Origin of the sequence: Robiginitalea sp. SC105 (genome assembly GCF_014243345.1) — a bacterium.
Taxonomy (GTDB): domain Bacteria; phylum Bacteroidota; class Bacteroidia; order Flavobacteriales; family Flavobacteriaceae; genus Robiginitalea.
Genome location: NZ_JACLZF010000002.1, coordinates 785,983 through 811,733 on the forward strand (window position 1 = coordinate 785,983; position 25,751 = coordinate 811,733).

Annotated in this window: 25 protein-coding genes; 18 read left to right on the forward strand and 7 right to left on the reverse strand. The window is 56.7% G+C overall.

Annotated features, from left to right (window positions below; genetic code table 11):
• Nucleotides 1-14 precede the first annotated feature (14 nt).
• From H7F20_RS12690 to H7F20_RS12705, 4 genes are read right to left on the reverse strand one after another with little or no spacing between them, the layout of a single operon-like run.
• A complete protein-coding gene (locus tag H7F20_RS12690) occupies nucleotides 15-749 on the reverse strand; it encodes a head GIN domain-containing protein (protein WP_185786547.1) in 735 nt (244 codons plus the stop codon).
• Nucleotides 750-776: 27 nt separating this feature from the next.
• On the reverse strand, nucleotides 777-1,868 hold the full coding sequence (locus H7F20_RS12695) for a DUF4097 family beta strand repeat-containing protein (RefSeq protein ID WP_185786548.1): 1,092 nt from the start codon (nucleotides 1,866-1,868) through the stop codon (nucleotides 777-779).
• Nucleotides 1,849-2,406, reverse strand: a complete 558-nt coding sequence (locus H7F20_RS12700) for a hypothetical protein (protein WP_185786549.1) — start codon at nucleotides 2,404-2,406, stop codon at nucleotides 1,849-1,851. Before H7F20_RS12700 ends, H7F20_RS12695 begins: the two co-directional genes overlap by 20 nt.
• On the reverse strand, nucleotides 2,403-2,963 hold the full coding sequence (locus H7F20_RS12705; protein ID WP_185786550.1) for an RNA polymerase sigma factor: 561 nt from the start codon (nucleotides 2,961-2,963) through the stop codon (nucleotides 2,403-2,405). The genes H7F20_RS12700 and H7F20_RS12705 overlap by 4 nt, the downstream gene beginning before the upstream one ends.
• Nucleotides 2,964-3,181: 218 nt before the next feature.
• Here H7F20_RS12705 and lon point away from each other — a divergent pair, with 218 nt between their 5' ends.
• Both lon and cmk read left to right on the forward strand, forming a co-directional pair.
• Nucleotides 3,182-5,632: an endopeptidase La gene (lon, locus tag H7F20_RS12710; RefSeq protein WP_185786551.1), complete on the forward strand. Its 2,451-nt coding sequence runs from the start codon at nucleotides 3,182-3,184 to the stop codon at nucleotides 5,630-5,632.
• A gap of 44 nt (nucleotides 5,633-5,676) precedes the next feature.
• Nucleotides 5,677-6,378, forward strand: coding sequence for a (d)CMP kinase (gene cmk / locus H7F20_RS12715; RefSeq protein WP_185787160.1), 702 nt, complete (start codon nucleotides 5,677-5,679; stop codon nucleotides 6,376-6,378).
• A 34-nt stretch (nucleotides 6,379-6,412) separates the two neighbouring features.
• On the opposite strand, the gene H7F20_RS12720 is transcribed toward cmk, so the two are convergent.
• Complete coding sequence (locus H7F20_RS12720; protein ID WP_185786552.1) at nucleotides 6,413-6,793, reverse strand: LysM peptidoglycan-binding domain-containing protein; 381 nt, start codon at nucleotides 6,791-6,793, stop codon at nucleotides 6,413-6,415.
• Between the two features lie 306 nt (nucleotides 6,794-7,099).
• Between H7F20_RS12720 and rpsA the strand changes: the two genes are divergently transcribed.
• The 9 genes from rpsA to H7F20_RS12765 all read left to right on the forward strand — a co-directional run bounded on the left by rpsA (nucleotide 7,100) and on the right by H7F20_RS12765 (nucleotide 16,130).
• Nucleotides 7,100-8,932 (forward strand): 30S ribosomal protein S1, encoded by a 1,833-nt coding sequence (rpsA, locus tag H7F20_RS12725; RefSeq protein WP_185786553.1) that lies wholly within the window; start codon nucleotides 7,100-7,102, stop codon nucleotides 8,930-8,932.
• Between the two features lie 220 nt (nucleotides 8,933-9,152).
• Entirely contained in the window at nucleotides 9,153-9,698 is a 546-nt protein-coding gene (pyrR, locus tag H7F20_RS12730) for a bifunctional pyr operon transcriptional regulator/uracil phosphoribosyltransferase PyrR (RefSeq protein ID WP_185786554.1), read from the forward strand.
• Nucleotides 9,695-10,621, forward strand: coding sequence for an aspartate carbamoyltransferase catalytic subunit (locus H7F20_RS12735; RefSeq protein ID WP_185786555.1), 927 nt, complete (start codon nucleotides 9,695-9,697; stop codon nucleotides 10,619-10,621). Before pyrR ends, H7F20_RS12735 begins: the two co-directional genes overlap by 4 nt.
• 7 nt (nucleotides 10,622-10,628) lie before the next feature.
• A complete protein-coding gene (locus tag H7F20_RS12740; protein WP_185786556.1) occupies nucleotides 10,629-10,961 on the forward strand; it encodes a ribonuclease Z in 333 nt (110 codons plus the stop codon).
• A 17-nt stretch (nucleotides 10,962-10,978) separates the two neighbouring features.
• A complete protein-coding gene (locus H7F20_RS12745; protein WP_185786557.1) occupies nucleotides 10,979-11,893 on the forward strand; it encodes a ribonuclease Z in 915 nt (304 codons plus the stop codon).
• Nucleotides 11,894-11,974: 81 nt separating this feature from the next.
• Entirely contained in the window at nucleotides 11,975-12,622 is a 648-nt protein-coding gene (gene pdxH, locus H7F20_RS12750) for a pyridoxamine 5'-phosphate oxidase (RefSeq protein ID WP_185786558.1), read from the forward strand.
• Between the two features lie 30 nt (nucleotides 12,623-12,652).
• Nucleotides 12,653-13,138: a histidine phosphatase family protein gene (locus tag H7F20_RS12755; RefSeq protein WP_185786559.1), complete on the forward strand. Its 486-nt coding sequence runs from the start codon at nucleotides 12,653-12,655 to the stop codon at nucleotides 13,136-13,138.
• Nucleotides 13,139-13,144: 6 nt separating this feature from the next.
• Nucleotides 13,145-15,229 (forward strand): polyphosphate kinase 1, encoded by a 2,085-nt coding sequence (gene ppk1, locus H7F20_RS12760; protein ID WP_185786560.1) that lies wholly within the window; start codon nucleotides 13,145-13,147, stop codon nucleotides 15,227-15,229.
• Entirely contained in the window at nucleotides 15,216-16,130 is a 915-nt protein-coding gene (locus tag H7F20_RS12765) for a rod shape-determining protein (protein WP_185786561.1), read from the forward strand. The genes ppk1 and H7F20_RS12765 overlap by 14 nt, the downstream gene beginning before the upstream one ends.
• A gap of 48 nt (nucleotides 16,131-16,178) precedes the next feature.
• On the opposite strand, the gene H7F20_RS12770 is transcribed toward H7F20_RS12765, so the two are convergent.
• Nucleotides 16,179-16,760 carry a tRNA-(ms[2]io[6]A)-hydroxylase gene (locus H7F20_RS12770; RefSeq protein ID WP_185787161.1) on the reverse strand — a complete coding sequence of 194 codons (582 nt, stop codon included), beginning with the start codon at nucleotides 16,758-16,760 and terminating at the stop codon, nucleotides 16,179-16,181.
• Between the two features lie 165 nt (nucleotides 16,761-16,925).
• Between H7F20_RS12770 and H7F20_RS12775 the strand changes: the two genes are divergently transcribed.
• The 7 genes from H7F20_RS12775 to H7F20_RS12805 are packed head-to-tail and all read left to right on the forward strand — an operon-like array spanning nucleotide 16,926 to nucleotide 23,715.
• Nucleotides 16,926-17,777: an EboA domain-containing protein gene (locus H7F20_RS12775; protein WP_185786562.1), complete on the forward strand. Its 852-nt coding sequence runs from the start codon at nucleotides 16,926-16,928 to the stop codon at nucleotides 17,775-17,777.
• A gap of 3 nt (nucleotides 17,778-17,780) precedes the next feature.
• Nucleotides 17,781-18,689, forward strand: a complete 909-nt coding sequence (locus H7F20_RS12780) for a TatD family hydrolase (protein ID WP_185786563.1) — start codon at nucleotides 17,781-17,783, stop codon at nucleotides 18,687-18,689.
• Nucleotide 18,690: 1 nt separating this feature from the next.
• Complete coding sequence (eboC, locus tag H7F20_RS12785; RefSeq protein WP_185786564.1) at nucleotides 18,691-19,593, forward strand: UbiA-like protein EboC; 903 nt, start codon at nucleotides 18,691-18,693, stop codon at nucleotides 19,591-19,593.
• A 12-nt stretch (nucleotides 19,594-19,605) separates the two neighbouring features.
• Nucleotides 19,606-20,772 (forward strand): 3-dehydroquinate synthase, encoded by a 1,167-nt coding sequence (locus tag H7F20_RS12790; protein ID WP_185786565.1) that lies wholly within the window; start codon nucleotides 19,606-19,608, stop codon nucleotides 20,770-20,772.
• Complete coding sequence (gene eboE / locus H7F20_RS12795; protein ID WP_185786566.1) at nucleotides 20,772-21,971, forward strand: metabolite traffic protein EboE; 1,200 nt, start codon at nucleotides 20,772-20,774, stop codon at nucleotides 21,969-21,971. The genes H7F20_RS12790 and eboE overlap by 1 nt, the downstream gene beginning before the upstream one ends.
• Nucleotides 21,968-23,344, forward strand: coding sequence for an alkaline phosphatase family protein (locus tag H7F20_RS12800; protein ID WP_185786567.1), 1,377 nt, complete (start codon nucleotides 21,968-21,970; stop codon nucleotides 23,342-23,344). Before eboE ends, H7F20_RS12800 begins: the two co-directional genes overlap by 4 nt.
• Nucleotides 23,345-23,355: 11 nt before the next feature.
• Nucleotides 23,356-23,715, forward strand: a complete 360-nt coding sequence (locus H7F20_RS12805) for a transmembrane 220 family protein (RefSeq protein ID WP_255444092.1) — start codon at nucleotides 23,356-23,358, stop codon at nucleotides 23,713-23,715.
• Here the strand turns inward: H7F20_RS12805 and H7F20_RS12810 are convergent.
• On the reverse strand, nucleotides 23,710-25,671 hold the full coding sequence (locus H7F20_RS12810; RefSeq protein ID WP_185786568.1) for a DNA polymerase III subunit gamma/tau: 1,962 nt from the start codon (nucleotides 25,669-25,671) through the stop codon (nucleotides 23,710-23,712). The genes H7F20_RS12805 and H7F20_RS12810 overlap by 6 nt on opposite strands.
• Between the last annotated feature and the right edge of the window lie 80 nt (nucleotides 25,672-25,751).

Here is a 25,751-nt window from a genome sequence, read left to right on the forward strand (position 1 = left end):
ATTAGTGTTTGTTTTTATCCTTTCCGGACGCTGCCGGCCCCGCTGGCTTTGCTCTCCAGTTTATCGGGGTTTCCCCTGTAGGTGAGCCCGCCGGCACCCGATACGCGGGCCCTGAGGGATTCATTTGCCGTGACGTCCGCATCCGAGGATCCGGAAAGTTCGGCGTCCACGTGCCGGGCCGTCAGTCCGTAGGCATCCAGGTCGGAGGCGCCGGACCCTTCGATTTCCAGGGTTTCGGCAGCCCCGGACAGCCTTAGTTCGGAAGCCCCCGACATGTCTACCAGCACGGTTTCCGCCGTAACGTCCAGTTCGCAATCCGCTGCACCCGAAATACTGGCCTTAAAGCGGTCTGCGGTCAATGCCACCTCCCCGATCAGGTCGGAGGCCCCACTGGCGGAAACCTCGGAGATGGATTCCACCGGTACCCAGATGCGGATCCCGTCTTTCCTGAATTCCCGTCCGGGTTCTAGCTGTATGCCTCTTTCGACGTGGATTTTCAATTCATTTCCGCTGACTTCCGTGATGATGTGTTCCATCAGGTTTTCCTCCGCCTCCACCCGGAGCTGCCCTTCGCTTCCGGCTACCAGGTAGACGGTGAAGATATGCGAAACGGAAACCGCGTCGTAGCTCCCTACCTGACGCTCTTCGGTAACCTGGTTGCCATTGCCTTTGATTCGTTTTCCCCACTGCCCGTTCAGGTTGCAGGCCGTCAGCAGGCAGATTATACCGAGTAATACTGTATTTTTCATATCGATTCCTAATTGGTGTTAAACTGTTTATTGGCGGTTAAAGGAGATATTCCCGTATTCGCTGGTTATGTTGACGCTATTCCCGCTGGAAGAGGAGCCGTAATACCCCTGGTAGTAGCGGCTGCTGTTCTTTTCGCGGCTCACGTTGATGGTGAAATCCTCCTTGCCGCTGACCCCGGCGTATTCCGAACTGATTTCGAAATTAAAATGGTAGGCCGGGTCGTATCCGATTTTGATCCCCGTATAGTCGGTCCGGATGTTGATGTCCCCGGCATCCTGTGCCATCCGCTCGATCCGGATGGACCCGTAGTCTGCCGTGATGTCCACATCCCCGTGAATGGTGCCCAGCTTCACGTTGATATAATCCCCGGAACCTCGGATATTATTCGCTTCCCCCACGTCCAGGTTGCCGTAATCGCTCGAATAGGTCAGGTTTTCCATTTGTTCCACGGCGGAGTCCGTATAATCCGCTGAGATGTCCAGGTCCCCGGCTTTTTCGATGACGAACCCGGAATAATCCGCACGGATCTTGCCGGAATTCATGAAACCGATGCGGGATTTGGAGGTGTAATCGAAGCTGAGTTCGTTATTCCTTCCGCGTAGCTCGCCCAGGTCCAGCCGGCCATAGTCGCAGGAGATCCGGGCATGCCCGTCCAACCGGTCCAGGCTGATGTTGCCGTAATCGTTGCTGAGGTTGACCGAGTTCTTCACCGGCATCCTGACCGTATAGTTGATCTGCATGTTCACGTTGTTGTTCTTGCCCCACCAGCCCCAGGAATTGTCCTTGCCGATACGGGTCCGGGCCGAAACCATGGAGGCGCTTGCCTCGAACTCCACAGTGATCTCCTCCAGTTTGTTTTGAACTTTGTCCTCGTTGTTCCCGTTGGTGGTAATATGTACCTCGATTACAACGCGGTTTTCGTTCCAGGAAGTGAGCACCAGGTTTCCGAAGCTGTTGTCGATTTTCAGCAGCGCATCGGAATTGACGTTGAATTCCTTTTTGATTGTTTTTTCCTTGGTATGCCGACCGCGGAGTTCGGGGTCGTTGGCCCGTGCCGGGCCAAGGCAGGTTACCAGGGCCAGGAAGAGCGGGATGATTTTAAATGACATTCGTCGCATTGTTTTCGTTTTTGAATTGTTTGATTTCTTCTATTTTTTCCATCACCTGCTGCAACAGGTCGATGCGGGTTTGAAAATTGTTGATCATGGCCTGCAGGATCATTTTGCTGTTGCCGCCCTCCACGAGGTCGGATTCCAGGCGCTGGTAATCGGCCTCCAGTTGCTGTAGCTGCCGGAGCGCATCGTCGATAAGCGGCCGGGTTTCCGGGCTGCTCAGGGCTTCGAGTTCCTGTACCTCCTGCGCCACCAGGTTGGCAAAATAGTGGGAGGTCTGGGAAGCTTCCGGGGAGATACTGGCCACCTGTTCCTCCATGGAGGCGTCGGGCCTCAGCAGGAAAACGGATGCGGTAAGCAACAGGGCCACCGTGGCGGCTATCGAAAGCGGCCTCCACAAATTGAGGCGGCGCCGGCTACTCCTGCCTGCCTGTTTCCCCAGGCGTTCCCGGAACCGGTCCCGGTGTCCTTCTGCTGGTTCCCGCAGGTCCAGGGACCCCCTGAGATCCCCGAATAATGATTCTATGGTATCGTTCTCTTTCATACGCTTGGTGTAATGGACAGTTTCTTGCGCAGGCTGTCTTTGGCCCTGGAGATGGTTGTCCTGCAATTGCCGTAGCTCATGTCCATGATTTCACTGATTTCCTTGTAATCATAACCTTCGATTAAGTGTAAGGTCAAAGAAATTCTGTAGCTGTCTTTTAGCTGCTTCATGGTTTCCAGTACTTTTTGAGCCATTTGTTCCGTACTCCCGGAATCAGCCACAGCTTCATCCTTATCTTCGACCTTGTTTAATACACTTTCCAATCCCACTTCCTGCAGTTTCTGCTGCTTCCGGTAGTGGTAAATACTGTTGTTGATCACGATGCGTTTCAACCAGGCCCCGAAGGTTACCTCCCCTTTGAAGGTATCCAGCTTGGTAAATGCGCTCAGAAACGATTCCTGCATGATATCTTCAGCTTCTGCGGAATCCTTTACGATGCGTACCGCCGTGTTGTACATGGCGTGATAGTACTGATCGTAAATCTTCATCTGAGCCCGTTGGTCGCCTTTCAAACACGCTTGCAACAAAACATCAGTATGTTCATTATGCTGGCTCAAAAAGTTGTTATTTGTCTTAGAGATGAATCAATTTACGGATTGTTACAGTTGGTGCAGACTAAAATTGCGGCCATGGCATGGGAATTGTCATTACTAAATGGAAAAATTGTTGATTAATGGCATTAATGGTTTGGAATACAAACAATTATGTTTTGCAACATCCGCTATGAAATTGAAACGAACTGTCCGTAGGTGACAGAATGACCGAAATTTACTGCATGTCTGAATCAAAATTTATATCGCTTGACAAACTGTCGCTCCAGGACCTGGACCAGGATTCCGAATTGATCCCGCTCCTGACCCCTGAAGACGAGCAGGAAATGCACAACGAGGAACTCCCCGAAACGCTGCCGATCCTTCCGCTTCGGAACACCGTCCTTTTCCCAGGGGTCGTTATCCCCATAACGGCCGGCAGGGACGCGTCCATCAACCTCATCCGGGATGCCAACCAGGGCTCCAAGGTGATCGGGGTGGTTGCCCAGAAGGATGAAGAGGTTGAAAACCCCGGCATCAAGGATATCCACACCCTGGGAACCGTGGCCCGTATCCTCCGGGTGCTGCAGATGCCCGACGGGAACACCACGGTGATCATCCAGGGGAAAAAGCGGTTCAAGGTGGCGGAAATCCTCACGGAAAAGCCCTACCTCACCGCCACCGTGCGGGAAACCCGGGAAAAGCGCCCGAAGCGGGACAATGTGGAGTTTTCCACCATAATCGATTCCATCAAGGAACTCGCCCTGCAGATCATCAAGGATAACCCGAACATCCCCAGTGAGGCTTCCTTTGCCATCAAGAATATCCAGAGCGATTCCTTCCTGATCAATTTCGTATCGTCCAACCTGAACCTCGAGGTACAGGAAAAGCAGGATCTACTCGAGATCTCGGACCTCAAGCAGCGCGCCCTGGCCACCCTGAAGCACCTCAATACCGAATTCCAGAAGCTGGAATTGCGCAACGAACTGCAGTCCAAGGTCCGCAGCGATATGGACCAGCAACAGCGGGAGTACTTCCTGCACCAGCAAATGAAGACCATCCAGGAGGAACTGGGCGGACTCTCTTTTGACGAGGAGATCGAGGAGATGGAAGAGCGGGGCAAGAAAAAGAAATGGTCCGAGGCGGTTGGCGAACATTTCGAGAAGGAACTCGCCAAGCTCCAGCGGATGAACCCCCAGGTAGCGGAATACTCCATACAGCGGAACTACCTGGACCTGCTGCTGGATCTCCCTTGGGAGGAATACTCCAAGGACCGGTTCGACCTGAAACGGGCCGAAAAGATCCTCGACCGGGACCACTACGGACTGGAAGACGTCAAGCGCCGCATAATCGAATACCTGGCGGTACTCAAACTGCGGAACGACATGAAATCCCCCATCCTCTGCCTCTATGGCCCCCCCGGGGTGGGAAAGACCTCTTTGGGCAAGTCCATCGCGGAGGCCCTGGGCCGGGAGTACGTAAGGATGTCCCTTGGAGGCCTCAGGGACGAAGCGGAGATCCGCGGGCACCGGAAGACCTATATCGGCGCCATGCCGGGCCGTATCATCCAGAGCATCAAAAAAGCAGGTACCTCGAACCCGGTATTCATCCTCGATGAGATCGACAAGCTCTCCAGCAGCTCCCAGGGGGACCCCTCCTCGGCCATGCTGGAAGTCCTGGACCCGGAACAAAACAGCGATTTCTACGACAATTTCCTGGAAATGGGCTACGACCTGTCCAAGGTGATGTTCATCGCCACGGCGAATAACCTGTCAACCATCCAGCCGGCCCTGCGCGACCGGATGGAGATCATCAATGTGACGGGGTACACCATTGAGGAAAAGGTGGAGATTGCCAAGCGACATCTGCTGCCCAAGCAACTTGCCGAACACGGCCTGACCTCCAGGGATCTGCGCATCGGCAAAAAGCAGCTCGAGAAAATCGTGGAGGGTTATACCCGGGAATCCGGGGTGCGCGGCCTGGAGAAGCAGATCGCCAAGATGGTCCGGTACGCTGCGCGGAACATCGCCACGGAAGACGCTTATGAGGTAAAGGTCACCAATGCCATTATCGAGGAGGTACTCGGAGCCCCGCGCATGGAGCGGGACAAATACGAGAACAACGAGGTGGCCGGGGTGGTTACCGGCCTTGCCTGGACCAGCGTGGGCGGCGACATCCTGTTCATCGAGTCCATCCTTTCCAAAGGGAAGGGGAACCTAAACATTACCGGGAACCTCGGGAAGGTGATGAAGGAATCGGCCACCATCGCCCTGGAATACATCAAGTCCAATGCCGAATCCTTCGGGATAGACCCGGAGGTCTTCGAGAAATACAATGTGCACATCCACGTGCCGGAAGGGGCGACGCCCAAGGACGGGCCCAGTGCCGGGATCGCCATGCTGACTTCCCTGGTGAGCCTTTTCAGCCAGCGCAAGGTGAAAAAGAGCATTGCCATGACCGGGGAGATCACTCTCAGGGGCAAGGTGCTCCCGGTGGGCGGGATCAAGGAGAAAATCCTGGCGGCCAAACGGGCCCGCATCAAAGAAGTCATCCTCTGCGAGGAAAACCGCAGGGACATTGCGGAGATCAAGGAGGATTACCTGAAAGGACTTACCTTCCACTATGTCACCGATATGAAAGAAGTCATCGACATCGCGGTGACCAAACAGAAGGTTAAGGGAGCCAAGACCCTCTAGGGCAGCCGGGCAGTCCCACCTGCCTAAATTGTGTACTTTTGAGCATGCGGAAAATCTCCATTGCCATCGACGGCTATTCATCCACGGGCAAAAGCACCCTGGCGCGGCAGCTGGCCAGCGCCCTCGGGTACATCTACATCGACACGGGGGCCATGTACCGGGCAGTAACCCTGTATGCGCTCCGGGAGGGATTAATCGGAAAGGAGCCGGATGAGGCTGCGCTTGCTGGCCGCCTGCCCGGTCTGGATATCGGGTTTGAACTCAATAAAGGCAACGGGCGATCGGAGATTACCCTCAATGGGGAAAACGTGGAAGGGGAGATCCGCACCCTGGAGGTTTCCCGCCATGTTAGCCAGGTGGCTGCCATTGGGGCTGTCCGGGAGAAACTGGTTGCCCAGCAACAAAAAATGGGTTCCCGGGGCGGGGTGGTGATGGATGGCCGGGACATCGGAACCGTGGTGTTGCCCAGGGCAGACCTGAAGATTTTTATGACGGCCAGCGCCGAGATCCGGGCCGGCAGGCGGTATAAGGAACTGCTGGACCGGGGGGAGGAAGTCCGTTTCGAAGACGTGCTGCACAACGTGAGGGAAAGGGACTACCTGGACTCCCATCGCGCCATTTCCCCCCTGAAAAAGGCGGATGACGCCATCGAATTCGACAACAGCGATATGGGGATGAAGGAGCAGTTCGAACGCATCCATGCCTTTGCCCTCCGGGTAATAGATCAAAAAAAAGGCGCCTCGTGAAAAGCGCCCCATTTCCTAAAAAATAAAGGTTCTTTTAAGGGGTCGGGATGACCAGGACCTGGTCCGGATGGATGACGTCCGGGTTGTTGAGGATATTCCTGTTCGCCTCGAAAATCTGTTTGTATTTCATGGGATCCCCGTAATAGTGCTTTGCGATCTTGCTCAGTGATTCGCCGGCTTTGACCACGTGCCGGTGGTAGACGGAAGCATCTTCCACCTTGATGTTGGCCTTGATATCGGAAGGGCTCTCACCCCCGATTTCCTTGATTTTATCCCAGAGGAGGTTTTTCTCGTACTGGGTGCGGGTGGTGCCTTTGATTTTCAGGACGCCGTTCTCTTCCCCCACATCCCCGTCTTTGACACCCAGCTTCTGGCCGAGGTCCAGCACGGGCTGGTATTTGGACTTAACACTCATAAATTTCAATTTAACAGTTATAAATTCTGGAGTTTCAAGATACGAATTCAAACCCTAATTCGCCGCCTGCGGGCCCAAAAACCCCCGTCCTCCGGCCGAAAAAAAGCATGTCCGCGGCATAAAAACCGCCGGTAGCGGGAGGCTGCCTCAGAATTACTTGGTAATAAGCGGTTTTCGTTGTATTTTTGCAGACCTTTTTCGCGTACGGAACCAGGAGGGAAAAGGGATAACAACACAAGTATAGAAACAACTTCCGGAGCAGGTGCTCACTCCTGGCGGGCTTCGGGATACAAACAAGATCAGCAAATGGCTGAAGAAAACAAAACGGAGGAAGCAGTAGAAACTGTGGAGGCCAAAGTGCAGGAAGCCCCTGCAAAAAAACAGGACCCGCAACAGTTCCTGGAAAATTTCGACTGGGATAAGTACGAAGAGGGAATCGAGCGGGTAGAGGACGAAAAGCTGAAGGAATTCGAGCAGCTCGTCAAAGAGAATTTTGTAGATACCGCCGATGAGGAGGTAGTGGAGGGGAAAATCACCCACATTACGGACCGCGAGGCGATCATCGATATCAATGCGAAGTCCGAAGGGGTCATTTCCCTGAACGAATTCCGCTACAACCCGGACCTCAAGGTAGGTGACACCGTGGAAGTACTGATCGACATCCGCGAGGATAAAAACGGTCAACTGGTGCTTTCCCACCGGAAAGCCCGTACCATCAAGGCCTGGGAACGGGTCAACGATGCCCACGACAAGGAAGAGGTCGTCACCGGTTACGTGAAATGCCGCACCAAGGGCGGGATGATCGTGGACGTTTTCGGTATCGAAGCCTTCCTTCCCGGATCCCAGATCGACGTCAAGCCGATACGCGACTACGACCAGTATGTAGGCAAGACCATGGAGTTCAAGGTGGTCAAGATCAACCAGGAATTCAAGAACGTGGTTGTCTCCCACAAGGCGCTGATCGAGGCCGATATCGAGGAGCAGAAGAAGGAGATCATCAGCCAGCTGGAAAAAGGCCAGGTACTGGAAGGGGTTGTCAAGAACATCACTTCCTACGGCGTATTTATCGACCTGGGCGGCGTGGACGGCTTGGTGCACATCACCGACCTGTCCTGGAGCCGGATCAACCACCCCAACGAGGTGGTGGACCTGGACCAGAAGCTCAATGTGGTCATCCTGGATTTCGACGAAAACAAATCCCGCATCCAGTTGGGTATCAAGCAGCTTGAAAAGCATCCGTGGGATGCCCTGGGCGATGAGATCAAGATTGGCGACAAGGTGAAGGGCAAGGTAGTGGTCATCGCAGACTACGGTGCCTTCCTGGAAGTGGCCGAAGGTGTGGAAGGACTTATCCACGTTTCGGAAATGTCCTGGTCCACCCACCTGCGCAGTGCACAGGATTTCGTAAAAGTGGGCGACGAGCTCGAGGCAGTGGTCCTTACCCTGGACCGCGAGGACCGCAAGATGTCCCTGGGCCTCAAGCAGCTCACCCCGGACCCGTGGACCGATATCACCAGCAAGTATCCCGTTGGATCCCGCCACAAGGGGATCGTACGGAACTTTACCAACTTCGGGGTCTTTGTGGAACTCGAGGAAGGTATCGACGGGCTGATCTATATTTCGGACCTGTCCTGGACCAAGAAAATCAAGCACCCTTCGGAATTTGTAACCGTTGGGGACGAGATGGAAGTGGAAGTACTGGAACTCGACGTGGACGGGCGCAAACTGAGCCTCGGACACAAGCAGACCCAGGAAAACCCCTGGGACAAGTACGAGGACGAGTTTGGAGAGGGGACGACCCACAAGGCTGCGATCACCGAGATCGTCGACAAGGGTGCCATCATTGAATTCAATGAAGACATCACTGCCTTTGTGCCCCAGCGCCACATGGAGAAGGAAGACGGCAAGAAGCTCCAGCGCGGGGAAGAAGCCGAATTCAAGATCATCGAGTTCAATAAGGATTATAAGCGGGTGGTCGCCAGCCACACGGCAATTTTCAAGGAAGAAGAGCAGCGCAACGTTCGCGCCGCCAGACGGAAATCTGCCCAGGCCGACGAGAACAAGCCTACCCTCGGGGACGCCAATGAGCAACTCCAGGCCCTTAAGGACAAGATGGAAGGAAAAGGCAAGAAGAAATAACCTGCCTTCCGACACAGTCACAAACCCCGGTAACCCCGGGGTTTTTTTATGCCTGCAACCGGAGGGGAGGCTGGCAACAGGAGGCCCCGGCACCCGGGAAGGAGGCCCTGGCACCCCGGGAAGGAGGCCCCGGTACCCGCGGAAACCCTGGGTCGGCTTCCGGCCACCAATTGGAGATAATTGCCTATTTTTGTCCCAGAAACGATCGAGCCGGCCCGGTATGAGTCAAAAAGTGCTGCTTTCCTCCAAAGAGATCCACATCATCCTGCACCGGCTTGCCTGTCAACTGTTGGAGCGCCACCTCGATTTCAGCGATAGCGTCCTGATCGGCCTGCAACCCCGGGGCACCTTCCTCGCGCGGCGACTCCTCGAATTGCTGGAAACAGATTATAAGGTCACCGGGATCCCGTTCGGGCTCCTGGATATCACATTTTACCGGGACGATTTCCGCCGAGGGGATAAAACCCTGGCTGCCAGCAGTACCCATATCGATTTCCTGGTGGAGGGGAAGCGGGTGGTGCTCATCGACGACGTACTGTTCACCGGGCGCAGCATCCGCGCGGCCCTGACGGCCCTGCAGTCGTTCGGCCGTCCCCGGGAGATAGAGCTGCTGACCCTGATCGACCGCCGGTTCAGCCGCCACCTCCCCATTCAGCCGGATTACCGCGGGCGGCAGGTCGATGCCATCGGCGGGGAACGGGTCAAGGTGTGCTGGAAGGAAAACGAGGGTGAAGATGCAGTATATTTAATCAGCGACAAGGCATGAGTGAGTTAAGCGTACGCCATTTGTTGGGGATCAAGTACCTGAGCCGGCAGGACCTGGACCTGATTTTCGAGACGGCAGACCACTTCAAGGAAGTCCTGAGCCGCTCCATCAAAAAGGTACCCTCCCTCCGGGACATCACCATTGCAAATATTTTCTTCGAGAACAGCACCCGCACCAAGCTCTCCTTTGAGCTGGCCGAAAAGCGGCTGTCGGCCGATGTAATCAATTTTTCGGCTGCCCAGTCCTCCGTCCGAAAAGGGGAGACCCTCATCGATACGGTAAACAATATCCTGTCCATGAAGGTGGATATGGTAGTGATGCGCCACCCGAACCCGGGGGCCGGCATCTTCCTCTCCAAACATGTCAAAGCCTCCATTGTCAATGCCGGGGACGGGGCGCATGAGCACCCTACCCAGGCCTTGCTGGATTCCTATTCCATCCGGGAGAAACTCGGTGGGGTCGGTGGGAAAAAAGTGGTTATCGTGGGGGACATCCTCCATTCGCGGGTTGCCCTGTCGAACATATTTGCCCTCCAGCTGCAGGGCGCCGAGGTCCGGGTTTGCGGACCCAAAACCCTGATCCCCAAATATGTGGAATCCCTGGGGGTCCGGGTGGAACCCAACCTTCGCAAGGCCCTGGAATGGTGCGACGTAGCCAATATGCTGCGCATCCAGAACGAGCGGATGGACATGAGCTACTTCCCGACTACCCGGGAATATACGCGCCAATTCGGGATCAATAAACCGTTGCTGGACAGCCTGGACAAAGATATCGTGATCATGCACCCGGGGCCGATCAACCGCGGGGTGGAGATCACCAGCGATGTAGCCGATTCCAGCCAGTCCATCATCCTCAACCAGGTGGAAAACGGTGTGGCGATTCGGATGGCTGTGATTTATTTGTTAGCTTCAAAAATCAAATAAGGACCCCATGATTTTCGATACCGACGGGAACACCACCATCGTCCTTCAGGAAAAGGTGTCCCTGCAGACATTCCTCAGGAACCTCCAGGAGGCCTACCCGAAGTTCAAAAACAACCACCTGATCATCAACCTGTTTTCCCTCGGGAAACTCACTTCGGATGACGTGCTGGAATTCCTGGAAATCTCCAATACGCACCGGGCAGCCGGGAAGTCCTTTGTGCTGGTCTCCGACGCCCTTTCGTACAACGACCTCCCGGACGAAATCTGTGCCGTGCCAACACTACAGGAGGCCCGGGACATGGTGGAGATGGAGGAAATTGAACGGGACCTGGACCTTTGAGCGGCGGTCCCTCCGGCATGAAACTCCAGATTATCGGCTGCTACGCAGCAACTCCCCGGCTGGAGACCCACCCGAGCTCCCAGGTGCTCGAGACCGGTGGCCACCTCCTGCTGATCGATTGCGGGGAGGGCACCCAGATGGAGTTGAGGCGGTACCGCGTCAAATTTTCCCGTATTGAACATATATTCATCTCCCACCTGCACGGGGACCATTTTTTCGGGTTGCCCGGCCTGATTTCTACCTTTCAGCTGCTGGGCCGGGAAAAACCGCTGAATATCTATGGCCCGAAAGGGCTTAAGGAGGCCATCCTCACTATGTTGCGCGCCGGGGAGACCTATACCCGTTACCCGCTGCGCTTCCGGGAGCTGGACGCGCGGGAACCCGAACAAATCATGGAAGACGACAAACTGGTGGTATCCACGCTTCCCCTGGACCACCGGGTGTATGCGAACGGCTTCCTCTTCCGCAGGAAACCGGGCCTGAGAAAGCTCCGGGCCGGGGTGGCCAAATCCCTTGGCATCGACAAGGCGTACTACCGGAAGATCACCCAGGGCGCGGATGCACTGGCTGCCGACGGGCGCCTGATCCCAAACCGCGAACTGACAGAACCGCCGGCCCCGGCCGCGAGCTACGCCTATTGCAGCGATACTGCCTACAAGCCGGCGCTCGCTGGCTGGATCCAGGGGGTCGATACCCTCTACCACGAGTCCACCTTTCTGGAAACCGAAGCGGGGCTGGCCGCCGAAACCGGTCACTCCACGGCCCGGCAGGCGGCGCAGATTGCGAAGGAGGCCGGCGTCTCCCGTTTGATCCTCGGCCACTATTCAACGCGCTACAGGGACCTGGAGTCCTTCCGGCAGGAGGCGATGGGGGTCTTTCCGGAGGTGGAACTCGCCGGGGACGGGAAGCGCTTCGAATGGGGTCCGAAATAGGGCGAATACCCCCCAGGGAAAGGGCCACGATCCCCCAGTTTTTCTTGAAGTTTGATTATATTGGTATCCTGAACCCGACCCATGGAAAAAGACCTCGGAACGTACCGGAAATCCTATGAAAAAAGGCAGCTTATCGAATCGGAGGCGCCGGAAGAGCCGTTTGCTTTGTTCGCCCAGTGGTTCAGGGATGCCGAAGCGGCTGCAGGCGGGGAGGAGCCCAATGCCATGACACTGGCCACCATGGGCCCGGATGGCTTCCCGAAAAACCGCGTGGTGCTCCTGAAGAAGTTCAGCCCGGAGGGTTTTGTTTTCTATACGAATTACACCAGCGACAAGGGCCGGGCCATTGCGTCCAACCCGAACGTCTGCCTCTCGTTTTTCTGGCCGTATACCGAACGTCAGGTCATTGTCCGGGGGCAGGCCGAAAAAGTCCCGTCCGCGGATTCGGATGCCTATTTTCAATCCCGTCCGGAAGGCAGCCAGCTCGGTGCCCTGGTATCTGACCAGAGCCGGGTGATTCCCTCCAGGGAGTATCTGGAAGGGAAACTGGACGCGGCCGAAAAGAAATTCGCCGGCCGCGAAATACCCCGACCCCCGGATTGGGGTGGGTATCTGGTGCGCCCGGTAGCGGTGGAATTCTGGCAGGGTCGGGAAAACCGCCTGCACGACCGCCTGTGTTACACCCGGGAGGAAGGCGGCAACTGGAAGCGGGAACGCCTGGCGCCCTGAGGTCCGGGAAGCCATTTAAATATGAACACTATGAAAGAAATTATACTGGTAAGGCATGGAAAGTCTTCCTGGGACTACGATGTGGCGGATAAGGACCGCCCCCTGAAACTCCGCGGCATCCAGGACGGACATCGGGTCGCACGGGAAATAAAACAGGACTTCCCGGTACCGGACGCGGTGTTTTCGAGCCCCGCCAACCGGGCCCTGCATACCTGCATGATCCTGATGCGGAGCCTGGAGCTGCCCTTTGGCCTGCTGACGGTGGCCGACGACCTCTACGACTTCTCCGGATCTTCCGTGGCGGCTTTTGCGGCAGCCCTGGATAATGACCTCGACCGGGTCGTCTTTTTTGGACACAACCATGCTTTTACCCATCTTGCAAACAGCTGGGGGGATCAGGCTGTGGGAAATGTCCCCACCAGCGGCCTGGTGCACCTCCGTTTCGATGTTTCCCGTTGGGGCGACATCTCATCCGGGAAAACCCTTCGGACTGTTTTCCCGAAACACCTCAAATAACACTGAATGAACAAACAGTATATCAATCGTGAAATCAGCTGGCTCCGATTCAACGAACGCGTCCTGCAGGAAAGCGAGGACCCCGGAGTACCCCTGATTGAACGGTTGCGCTTCCTTGGTATTTTTTCGAACAACCTGGACGAATTCTTCAAAGTCCGGTACGCCACGGTAAAACGGATCGTCCAGGCCGGGAAATCCGGCAAGAGCGTCCTGGGTGGGGAAAAAGCCAAGGACCTGCTGGAAGAGATCACACAAATCGTCATCGACCAGCAGGAAAAGAGTATCCGTATCCTCCATGAGATCGAACAAAAGCTGGAGGCGGAAAACATCTTCATGATCACCGAGACCGAGATCAGGGAACACCAGGAAGCCTTTTTGCGCTCCTATTTTATCCAGAATGTGAGCCCGGTACTGATGACGATCATTCTGGATGAGAAAACCGAATTCCCCATCCTCAAAGATACCGCGGCCTACCTGGCGGTAAAGATGGCCCTGATCGATACGGAAGGGGATGCCGAAGGCAACGGGGATTACCGCTACGCACTGATAGAAATCCCCAAGGGGATCAACCGGTTTATCGAATTGCCCCCCGAAGGGGACAAGAACTACATCATCCTGTTGGACGACCTGATCCGCTACTCCCTCCGAAGCATTTTCAACATGTTTTCCTACAAGGACATCAGCGCCCACATGATCAAGATCACCCGGGATGCAGAGCTGGACATCGACAATGACCTGAGCAAAAGCTTTATAGAAAAAATTTCCGCCAGTGTGGATAATCGGCGCATCAGCGACCCGGTGCGTTTCGTTTACGACCGCGCCATCGAAAAGGACACGCTCAGCTTCCTGAAGGAGCGGATGGGCATTGAGGATACGGACAGCGTGATCCCGGGCGGCCGCTACCACAACCGCCGGGATTATATGGGCTTCCCCAGCCTGGGCCGTACCGACCTGATCTACGAAAAGATCAAACCGCTGCCGGTATGCGGCCTGGACATGGAAGGCAGCCTCTTTGAGCGCATTGCCGGGAAGGATTACCTGCAGTACACCCCCTACCATACCTTTACCTACGTGATCAAGTTCCTGAGGGAAGCTGCCCTGGACCCGAAAGTCCGGAGCATCAAGATCACCATCTACCGGCTGGCCGACCACTCCCAGGTCACATCCTCCCTGATCAACGCAGTCAAGAACGGCAAGCAGGTCACCGTGCAGATCGAACTCCGGGCCCGGTTCGATGAGCGGGCCAACATTGAATATGCGGAACAGCTTCAGGAAGAAGGCGTCAAGCTCATCTTCGGGGTCCCGGGCCTGAAAGTGCACAGTAAGATCTGTGTCATCGAGCGGGAAGAATCCGAAGGCATCAAGCGGTACGGGTTTATCAGCACGGGGAATTTCAATGAAGCCACAGCACGCATCTACACCGACTACACGCTGTTTACCGCCCACGAGCCCATCCTGAAGGAGCTCAGCAAGGTGTTCGACTTTTTCGAAACCACCTACCGCATTGAAAAATACAGGCACCTGATCGTATCCCCCCATTATACCCGAAGCAGGTTCAGGAAACTCATCAAACAGGAAATCAACAACGCACGGGCCGGGCGGGAGGCGTCGATCCGTATCAAGATGAACAGCTTTACATCTTACGACATGGTGGATCTTCTGTATAAAGCCTCCGAGGCCGGGGTGAAGATCCAGCTGATCATCCGCGGTATTTGCTGCCTGATCCCCGGGATACCCGGCATGAGCAGTAATATCGAGGCGATCAGTATCGTGGATAAATTCCTGGAACACCCGCGGATCTTTATTTTCGGGAACAACGGGGACCCCCAGGTGTTTATTTCCTCTGCGGACTGGATGACCCGGAACCTGGACAACCGGGTGGAAGTTGGCTGCCCTATCTACCAGGAGGACATCAAACAGGAACTGATCGACACCTTCGAAATCTGCTGGCGCGACAATGTCAAGGCCCGGGTTTTCGATGCCGAACAAACCAATACCTACCGAAAAGACGACCGCCCGCCCTTCCGCTCCCAGTTTGAGATGTACGATTATTTTAAGAACAAACTGGAGGCTGGCCGTGAAGATTCGTAAACTCGCCGCCATCGATATTGGCTCCAACGCCATCCGGTTGTTGGTGCAGAACGTGATCGAGTCGCCTGACAGGCCGGTTCAATTCAACAAGAGCGCATTGATCCGCGTCCCGGTGCGCCTGGGGGCGGACAGTTTCCGCGGCGGGCGTATCTCGGAAGAAAATGCTGCCCGGATCCGGGATACCCTGAAGGCTTTTTCCCTGCTGATGAAGGTAAGCGGGGTGGAGCGGTACCGCGCCTGCGCGACCTCTGCCCTGCGGGAGGCTGCCAACGGGGAGGAGGTCCTCCGTGCGGTCGAAAAGGAAACGGGGATGGCCGTGGAACTCATCGACGGGCAGAAAGAGGCGGCCATCATCGCCTCCACCGACCTGAACAAACTCATCCAGCAGGAAGGGAACTACCTCTATATCGATGTGGGAGGCGGCAGCACGGAATACACGGTTTTCTCGGAGGGCCGTGCCATTTCCTCCCGGTCTTTCCGGATCGGAACGGTGCGTTTGCTGGGAGAATTGGTCACCGAAGCGGACTGGCGGGAATTGGAGGCGTGGCTGCGGGAACAAACCCGGGGTTTCCACAAGGTGGATATTATCGGTTCGGGGGGGAACATCAACAAATTGCATAAGATGTCCGGCCGAAAGCAGGGCGAACCCCTGTCCTATATCTGGTTGAATGCCCACTTCCATTTCCTCAGCAGTATGAGCTACGAAGATCGGATCTCGGAACTCGGGCTGAACCCGGACCGTGCGGACGTAATCATCCCTGCCACCCGTATCTTCCTGCAATCGGCGAAATGGAGCCGTTCCAAGCGCATCCACGTACCCCAGATCGGTCTGGCCGACGGGATTATCAAGGACATGTATTTCCGGGAAGACGGACCGGGGACGGGATTCCCGGTACCCTAGGAAAATCCGGGACCTCAGGAATACCCGGTGCCATAGCGGGCTGCCCGGTCAGCCGTGGACCGTCTCGCCTTTCCCCAACCCCCGGACCAGTTCGGCCTCATAGGCAAGCAGGTCCTGCCATTTGCGGTCCACCTCTTCTCGGTTCCCGTATTTGCGGGCGTATTTGAGGAACATCGTGTAGTGGCCGGCTTCGCTGACCATCAGTTTCCGGTAGAATTCGGCGAGTTCGGCATCCTGCAATTCCTCGGAAAGCAACCGGAACCGTTCACAACTGCGGGCCTCAATCAGGGCCGCATACAGCAGGCGGTGGACCAGGTTGTCCTTGCGGCTCCCTCCTTTGGGGAAAAATTTCATCAACGCCACCACATAGTCGTCCTTCCGGTACCGCCCCAGGGTTTTGCCGCGGGCCAGGATACGGTCGTGCACCATTTTAAAGTGGCCCATTTCCTCCCGCGCCAAGGCGACCATTTCGGTGACCAGTTCCGGGTAGTCCGGGAAATTGACAATGAGGGAAATTGCCGTGCTGGCTGCCTTTTGTTCGCAAAAGGCGTGGTCCGTGAGGATCTCATCGATGTTCTTTTCCACGATATTGACCCATCGCGGGTCGGTTGGGAGCTTCAGGCCGAGCATGGGTAGAAATTTTTTCAAAGTTACAAATATCCCGTATCCCGGTGGCATGCCGGTATCCCGGCTTTGGGGAAAGCCAAAGGATTTTCGGATAATTATGGCTATTTTTGAATCCTGAAATGCGCGGGGCCCGGCGCCCTGCGCCGAATCTGTCAACGGCATCGATTTATGGATACGAACAACGCAACCGGGCGTTTGCGAAACCTCCTCTCAGATACCCTGGAACCGTCCCGGCAAGAGTGGCTGTACGGCCGGGTCGATACGGTCTGCACCGAGACTTCCGGCAAAGACCTTTTCCTGGTTTACAGCCTGATCGGGAGGAAGATCCCCGGCCAGTTGGTAACTATTGATAAAGCATCATCCCCCATCACCAAATACCTCCGGGAACAGGGCATCCGTCAGGACCAGCTCGCCCGGATCTACCTGCTTGCCGCAGCACTGGAAGCGGACAGGGAATTTTTCGTGCCCAAGGTGGCAACGCTTATCCAGGTGGCGGATACAGGCGAACTGGTTACCTTCCTGAAATATTTACCCGTATTACCGGGGTCCGGTGCCTTCCTGGACAGCGCCGTCGAGGCCCTTCGCACCAATATAGCCACTGTTTTTGACGCCATTTCCCTGGGCAACCCATATCCCGCCGAGCATTTCAACCAGCAGCAGTGGAACCAGATGTACCTCAAGGCGGCCTTCATGGGGAGGGACCTGCTTAAAATCCTGGATGTGGAAGCCCGGGCCAATGCAGAACTGGCCCGAATCATATCCGATTACGCCCACGAGCGCTGGGCAGCTTCCCGTGCCGTGGACCCGCAGATCTGGAGGCCGGTGGGCCCCTTCCTGGAAGGTGACCTGCTGGGGGACATGGAGCGTTTGCTGCAAAGCCCGGATACCCTGGAGCAAAAAGCCGGGTACCTCTGTTGCCGGGTTTCCGATAAGGACGTTGCCCGGGAACTGATCCGGGAGCACCCACTGAACGAGGAATATGAAAAACAACCTTTTGACTGGAAAGATCTAATAGCTTAACACATGCAAGAAAACCTTCGATTTATAGACCCCCATGTCCACATGACCTCCCGGACCACGGACGATTATGAGGCCATGGCTGCCGCCGGGGTGGTCGCCCTCATTGAACCTGCCTTCTGGCTCGGACAACCCCGGACCCAGGTGGGCTCCTTCCAGGATTACTACAGCAGCCTGGTGGGTTGGGAGCCCTTCCGGGCAAGCCAGTTCGGCATCAAGCACTACTGCACCATCGGGCTCAATTCCAAGGAAGCCAACAACGAACCCCTCGCCGAAGCCGTGATGGAGTTGCTGCCCCTCTACCTGACCAAGGAGAACGTGGTTGCCGTAGGGGAAATCGGCTATGACGACCAGACACCTGCCGAAGACCGTTTTTTCCGCGCCCAGCTCGAACTGGCCAAGGAGATGGGGATGAGTGTGCAGGTCCATACCCCCCACCGGGACAAGAAATCGGGGACTATCCGGAGTATGGAGGTTTGCCTGGAGCACGGCCTGGACCCTGCGGATGTTATCATCGACCACAATAACGAGGAAACGGTCCGGGAAGTGCTGGATCGCGGTTTCTGGGCGGCTTTTACCATCTACCCCAAGACCAAAATGGGGAACGAGCGGATGGTGGAAGTGGTCCGTAAATACGGAAGTGAACGCATCCTGGTGAACAGCTCTGCAGACTGGGGGGTCAGCGACCCTCTGGCGGTGCCGAAAACCGCCTCCCTGATGCTTCGCAAGGGCATCGCACGGGAAGACGTGGAACGGACTTGCTACGGGAACGCCCTGGCGGCCTTTGGCAAGAACAGCACCATGGATGAATCGGACTGGACGGGTGCAGAAGGAATTGACCAACGCAGGCTTTTTAACGACAACAGCGTCCTCAGGGGCCAGCAACCCCGCGTGGATTCCGACCACATCCGCTAAGATGGGCAGGAGCGCCATAATGGGATACCTGCAGTTGATGCGCCTGCCCAACCTGCCCACGGCTGCGGCGGATGTCCTGGCCGGGGGTGCCATTGCCGGGGTATCCCTCCAACTGGACGGACCGTTTAACCTGCCGGATTTGGCCCCGGCGCTTTTCGGCCTGATCCTGGCATCGGTATTCCTGTATGCCGGAGGTGTGGTACTGAACGATGTCTTCGATGCAGATGTAGATGCCCGGGAGCGGCCGGAACGACCGATCCCCCGGGGTGCCGTATCCAGGTCCCGGGCAGCGTTTTTCGGAGGCGGCTTGTTGCTGCTCGGTGTGGTAGCGGCTTCCATGGTACGCATGGAGAGTGGCTATATCGCGGCCATGCTCGCTGCCGCCATCCTGTTATATGATTCCTATGCCAAAAGCTCAGATTTCCTGGGGCCCCTGGTAATGGGGGTTTGCCGGGGGTTCAACCTTTGGTTGGGGATCAGCATCCTGCCGATTGCCGGGGCCGGGTCCTACCTGTGGGTACCCGTGGTTTATATTTTCGCTGTTACCACCATCAGCCGGGGTGAGGTATATGGCGGCAACAAAAAGGCGCTGATTTTGGCAGCCCTGATGTACGTCATCGCGATTTTTGGCGTTGGTATACTGGTGGGTGCAGAAACCACCCGGTTCTGGTTCTCGCTGCCCTTCCTGGCCCTGTTGGCCCTGATGGTCTTCCATCCGCTCTGGCGGGCCTATCAGATCAACCAGCCCGCGGAGATCCGCGGCGCCGTAAAAGGTGGGGTGCTGGGCATCGTTGCCCTCGATGCAGCCTGGGCGGCCGGGTATGGTGGATTGTGGGTAGCCCTGATAATACTGGCACTACTGCCGCTTTCGCGCCTTCTGGCGGCCCGGTTTGCAGTAACCTAAGCAGAGAAACGCATGAAAGAACAAATCGAAATGACCTTCAGCGTGCCGTACCGGCACCGGCTGCTGTTTACCCAGGGGCTGTTCGACCCGGGCAACCCGCTGCTTGCCGACCTCCTTGGCGCATACAGGCCCGGGGTTTCGGTCCGGCTCTTATTCGTGCTCGACAGCGGGGTGGGGGAGGCCCACCCGGGACTTGAGGGCCTGATCCGGGCCTATTGTGATGCCCATGCCGCGCAAGTCACGTTTACCCAGGTCCTGTCGGTGCCTGGAGGCGAAGCCTCAAAGAATACGCCGGTCCAGACCGAACGGGTGCTTGCCGCTATTGAGGCGCAGGGCATCTGCCGGCATTCCGTAGTAGTGGCCATCGGGGGCGGGGCGGTGATCGATATGGCCGGATATGCAGCCTCCATAGCGCACCGGGGAGTACAACTGATCCGGATACCGACCACAGTGCTCGCACAAAACGATGCGGCCGTAGGGGTGAAAAACGGGATCAACGCCTTTGGAAAGAAAAATTTTATCGGCACGTTTGCAATCCCGCTGGCCATTGTCAACGACCCGTATTTCCTGACGACGCTGGAAGACCGGGACTGGATTGCGGGCACGGCCGAAGCCGTCAAGGTGGCACTTATCAAGGATGCGGATTTTTTCGGATTCCTGGAGGCGCATGCACAAAGCCTCCGCGCCCGGGAAATGGCCCCGATGCAGGAGCTCATCTTCCGGTGTGCGGAATTGCATATGGAACATATTTCCGGGGGAGGCGACCCATTTGAAGCGGGTTCCTCACGCCCCCTCGACTTTGGCCACTGGTCGGCCCACAAACTCGAGCACCTCACGGGATACAGTCTGAGACACGGGGAGGCCGTGGCGTTGGGCATGGCCCTGGATGTTATCTACAGCCGGCGGCTGGGAATCCTTACCGCAGGCGATAGTGAGCGCATCCTCCGGATCCTGTCGGAACTCGGTTTCGACCTGCAGTTGCCGGACCTGGGGCCCGAAGGCCCGTCGGTACTGCTCCGCGGCCTGGACGAGTTCCGGGAACACCTCGGGGGGGTGCTGACCATTACCCTGCTGGAGGGGATCGGTTTAAAAAGGGATGTGCACGAAATTGACCGGGAGCTGATGGCCGCCGCCATTGGCGAACTCATGGGGGGCAAGGCGATTCATAAAGCTTCCTGATGCTCCTCCGCAATACTTTCCATACCACCTATTGTACGAATATCCACCCCGGGGGTGACTGGGATACCACCTTTTCTGCCCTTGAAAAACACCTGGTGGGAATCCGCAATTCAGTTGCCCCGGGAATGCCCTTTGGCCTTGGCCTGCGACTTTCCGACAAGGCCAGCCGCGAACTCGGCCTGGGGGAGCGGCTTGCCGATTTCAGGCGCTGGCTCGATGCGCGGGATATCTATGTGTTCACCATGAACGGGTTCCCGTTCGGGACCTTCCACGGGCAGCCGGTCAAGGACCGGGTACACGAACCTGACTGGACCACCCCGGAGCGCCTCGCATATACCCGGCGGCTTTTCGACCAGCTCAGCTTTTTGTTGCCACAGGGGGGTGAAGGGGGGATTTCCACCTCCCCGGTCAGCTACCGGCACTGGTTTGCCACGCCGGAGAAGCGGGTTGCGGCCCTGAAGTCCGGGGCCCGGAACATGGCCCAGGTAGCCATGGACCTGATCGAAAAGGAACGGGAAACCGGGCAGTACCTGCACCTGGATATTGAACCGGAACCGGACGGCCTGCTCGAAAACAGTGCCGATGTCCTGGAATATTACCGGGATTACCTCCTTCCGGAAGGGATCTCCCTCCTTTCGGAACGGTTGGGAATGCCTGAGGGGGAAGCCCGGTCAGCACTCCTGCGGCATATTACCATCTGTTATGACATCTGCCATTTTGCCCTGGCATTTGAAGGGCCCGAAACGGTTTTCGGCCTTTTGGCGGAGCAGGGCATACAGGTGGGTAAAATACAGGTGAGTGCGGCCCTGCGGATCCGGGCCGATAAGAGCGGGAGGGAGGACGCCCTCAGGGCACTTGCCGAATTCAACGAACCGGTATACCTGCACCAGGTAACCCAGTTAACCCCGGCAGGCGTCCGGACCTGGCCGGATCTACCCGACTTACTGGCAGCGCCCCCCGAATTCGGGGAACTCCGGGCGCACTTCCACGTGCCCATCTTTGCGGAAGGGTACGGGGTGCTTGGGGCTACGCAACAGGAAATCCTGGAGGTGCTGGCTTATCTGGCTGCGAACCCTGTTTGCCGGCACCTGGAGGTGGAGACCTACACCTGGGAGGTTTTGCCAGCCGGGTTGAAAGAGGACCTGGCCGCATCCATATCACGGGAGCTGCTCTGGCTCCGCAATGCCCTGGAAGCATGAAAAAGACCGTTGTCATCAACGCAGTCGGGTTGACCCGGCGCCTTATCGGGACGGCCACCCCGAGGATCCGGGATTTTATGGAAGCCGGGAAGTCCTGCGACATTTATCCCGTGTTGCCGGCGGTGACCTGTGCCGCCCAGGCCACGTACCTGACCGGGAAGGAGCCCTCCGAACACGGCATTGTGGGAAACGGTTGGTTTTTCAAGGAAGAATTTGAGGTAAAATTCTGGCGGCAGGCCAACCAACTGGTACAGGGCCCGAAGCTCTGGGACCTTTTGAAGGAGGCGGAACCAGGATTTACCTGTGCCAACATGTTCTGGTGGTACAATATGTACTCCAGCGTGGATTACAGCGTTACCCCCCGGCCCAATTACCTCGCAGACGGCAGGAAGATACCGGATGTATACAGCCACCCCGCGGGGCTTCGGGATGAACTGCAGGACCGCCTCGGGCAATTCCCCCTGTTTAAATTCTGGGGGCCGATGGCAGGTATCGAATCGACCCGATGGATCACCGATGCCGCCATCCACACCGACCGCACCTACGACCCTACCCTGACGCTGATTTACCTGCCCCACCTGGATTACAACATGCAACGGCTGGGGCCCGACCTTGCCCGTCTGGAACCGGACCTGAGGGCCCTGGATGCAGAAGTGGGGCGGTTGCTCGACCACTACGTGCCGCAAGGGGCACAGGTGGTCATCCTTTCGGAATACGGGATCACCGCTGTCAGCCGGCCGGTACACCTCAACCGGGTATTGCGCAATAAGGGGCTGCTGGCCATCCGCGTGGAGCGCGGCCTCGAATTGCTGGATGCCGGCGCCAGCGAGGCGTTCGCAGTTGCCGACCACCAGGTAGCACATATCTACGTCCGCAACCCGGCCCGGCTGCAGGAGGTCCGCGAACTCATCGCCGCCGTGCCGGGGGTGGAAAAAGTCCTCACCGGCGAATCCCGCAAAGCAGCCGGGCTGGACCATGACCGGGCCGGGGACCTGGTTGCCGTGGCCGGGCCGGATTCCTGGTTTACCTATTATTTCTGGGAGGACGACAGCAAGGCTCCCGACTATGCGCGGATGGTGGATATCCACAAAAAGCCGGGGTATGACCCGGTAGAACTGCTTACGGACCCGTCCGACCCGCTGGTAAAACTCAAGATCCTCTGGAAACTCGCCAGGAAAAAACTGGGATTCCGCAGTACCCTCAACGTGATCCCCCTCAGGGCGGAACTCGTACGGGGATCCCATGGCAGGATACCTGAAGATACCGCAGATTATCCTATTTTTATAAGCAACAACCCGGGTACCCTGCCGGAATCGCCGATGCCTCCCACAGCAGTTTTCGGCGAACTGTACCGCCTGGCCAGGGGCCTTTAAACAACCCAACCATGCAAAAGTTCACAAAAGTCTTCGCTTATGTAATGACCGTCCTTTTTATCTGGGCGGCCTATGTCCAGCTCAACGATCCGGATTCTGGGATGTGGATCGGCATTTACGCCGTAGCGGCTCTTGGATCCCTGCTTTTTGCCCTCGGCCGTTTGCCTTCGTGGCTCTTCCTGTTGATGGGGATCGCCTTCCTTGCCGGTGCGCTGTTTTCCTGGCCTGAAACCTACGAAGGCGTGCGGTTCGGGGAGCGGGGGATGGCAAATATAAATATCGAGCTGGGACGGGAATCCCTTGGCCTGGGTATTACCGCCCTTATTTTCTTTCTGTACAGCTGGCGGGCCAAAGGCAGGAAGATTTCATAGCTCCAGGTCAAAGGTCTTCCTCAGCAGGTCGATTGCCGGGTTCTTTTCTTTGAGCTTCTGGTATTTTTCTTCCGGCGTGAACGCGTATTGCCGGGCGGTATCCTCGTTAATGGTGATCTTGAGCTGGATACTGTGATTGTTGAGTTTTGCCCGAAGGTATTCCATCAACTCGTACTGGTCCCGTTCCACTTCCTTTTTCATGGTGCCGTTGGGCAGTTCGATCCAGATGACATGGTCCCCGATAAGCTTGGGCAGGTCGGTGCCTAGGCTCGCCGCGAGGATTTTGCGGCCTTTGCGGCCTGTTTGTTCCGTAAAGTCTTTCCAGTGCGCCTGCAGATCCGCTTCCTCAAAAGGGGTACGCGGCAGGTCTTCCGGGTTGGTATTTATCTGGTTGCGGGAGGCCTGGTGCGCCTTTTTGGCCCGGATACTGGACAGGGACAGACCCGAAACCTTCTGGGCCGGTTTTTCACCGCCGATGCGTATGGCAGGTTTTTCCGAGGATTTCGCTTTTTCCACCGGGGCCCTGGGGGCCTCTTTTTCAGCACGGGCGGCAGGTCCTGCAGGTGCGTTGTCCGCTACAGGTGACACAGGTGCTTTGTCTGCTACAGGTGCTGAAGTGGCCCTGGTGGTGTCCTGACCTGCAGCGGCACCCGAAGCGGTTTTTTGTGTTGATTCGGGTGTTGCTGTTTTGGGGCCTCCCGGTTTGGGGGATACCCCGGGATATCCGGATGGTTCCGCAGGCCTTCCGGCTGCTTCCTGTACCGGGGTGACCGTCTTTCCCTCCGGTTTTAAGACGGGGCCGGTGGCAGGGCCAGCGGATACTTTTTTCTGTGGTTTCCCGTGGAAGGTGGCCGCCGGGATCAGCCGGACATCGCAGCCGTGTTCAGGCTTTTTTTTTTGATCCTGGGAAAGGGACGCGAGCTTCATCAGGGCCAGTTCCACCAGGAGGCGGTGGTTCTTGCTGTTTTTGTAGTCCAGGTCGCACTGGTTGGCAATTTCCAGTGCGCGGAGCAGGAAGCCGTCCCCGCATTGACCTGCCTGTTCCAGATAGCGATGGCGCGTTCCTTCGCTGGTCTCAAGCAGGGAGACGGTTTGCTCGCTGGTACAAACCATCAGGTCCCTGAAATGGGAAGCCAGGCCGTTGATATAGTGGTGGCCTTCGAACCCCTGTGCGAGGATTTCATTGAAATGGAGCAACAGGGCGGGGATATCCCCGTGGAGGATGTGGTCCGTACTTTCAAAATACACATCCACGTCCAGTACGTTGAGGTTTTCAGCAACCGCTTTTCTGGTCAGGGTATTCCCGGCAAAACTTACGACCCGGTCAAAGATGGAAAGCGCATCCCGCATGGCCCCGTCTGCTTTCTGGGCAATCATGTGCAACGCCTCTTCATCCGCTTCTATCCCCTGCTGATCGGCAATGTACCTCAGGTATTCCGCAGCATCCTTTACGGTGATCCGGCGGAAATCGAAAATCTGGCAGCGGGAGAGGATGGTCGGGATGATCTTGTGCTTCTCGGTGGTGGCCAGGATAAAAATGGCGTGTCGGGGGGGCTCTTCCAGGGTTTTTAGAAAGGCGTTGAAGGCCGACTGGGAGAGCATGTGCACCTCGTCGATGATATATACCTTGTACTTGCCTACCTGGGGGGGGATGCGCACCTGGTCAATCAGGCTGCGGATGTCATCCACCGAATTGTTGGAAGCCGCATCCAGTTCGAAGATATTGAAGGCAAAGTCTTCGCCATCCTGCTGGGTGCCATCTTCGTTGATTTTTTTTGCCAGGATCCGCGCACAGGTCGTTTTGCCCACCCCGCGGGGCCCGCAGAAAAGCAACGCCTGTGCAAGGTGGTCGTTTTCAATGGCGTTGAGCAGTGTCCGGGTGATGGATTGCTGCCCCACCACGTCCTCAAAGTGCTGGGGTCTGTATTTCCGTGCTGATACGATAAAAGGTTCCATCCGAATGGGGCTGGGACCGGTGGATTCCGGCCGGGTTCCGCTTTATCACAAATATAGGGATCGCACCCCGTAATCGGGTA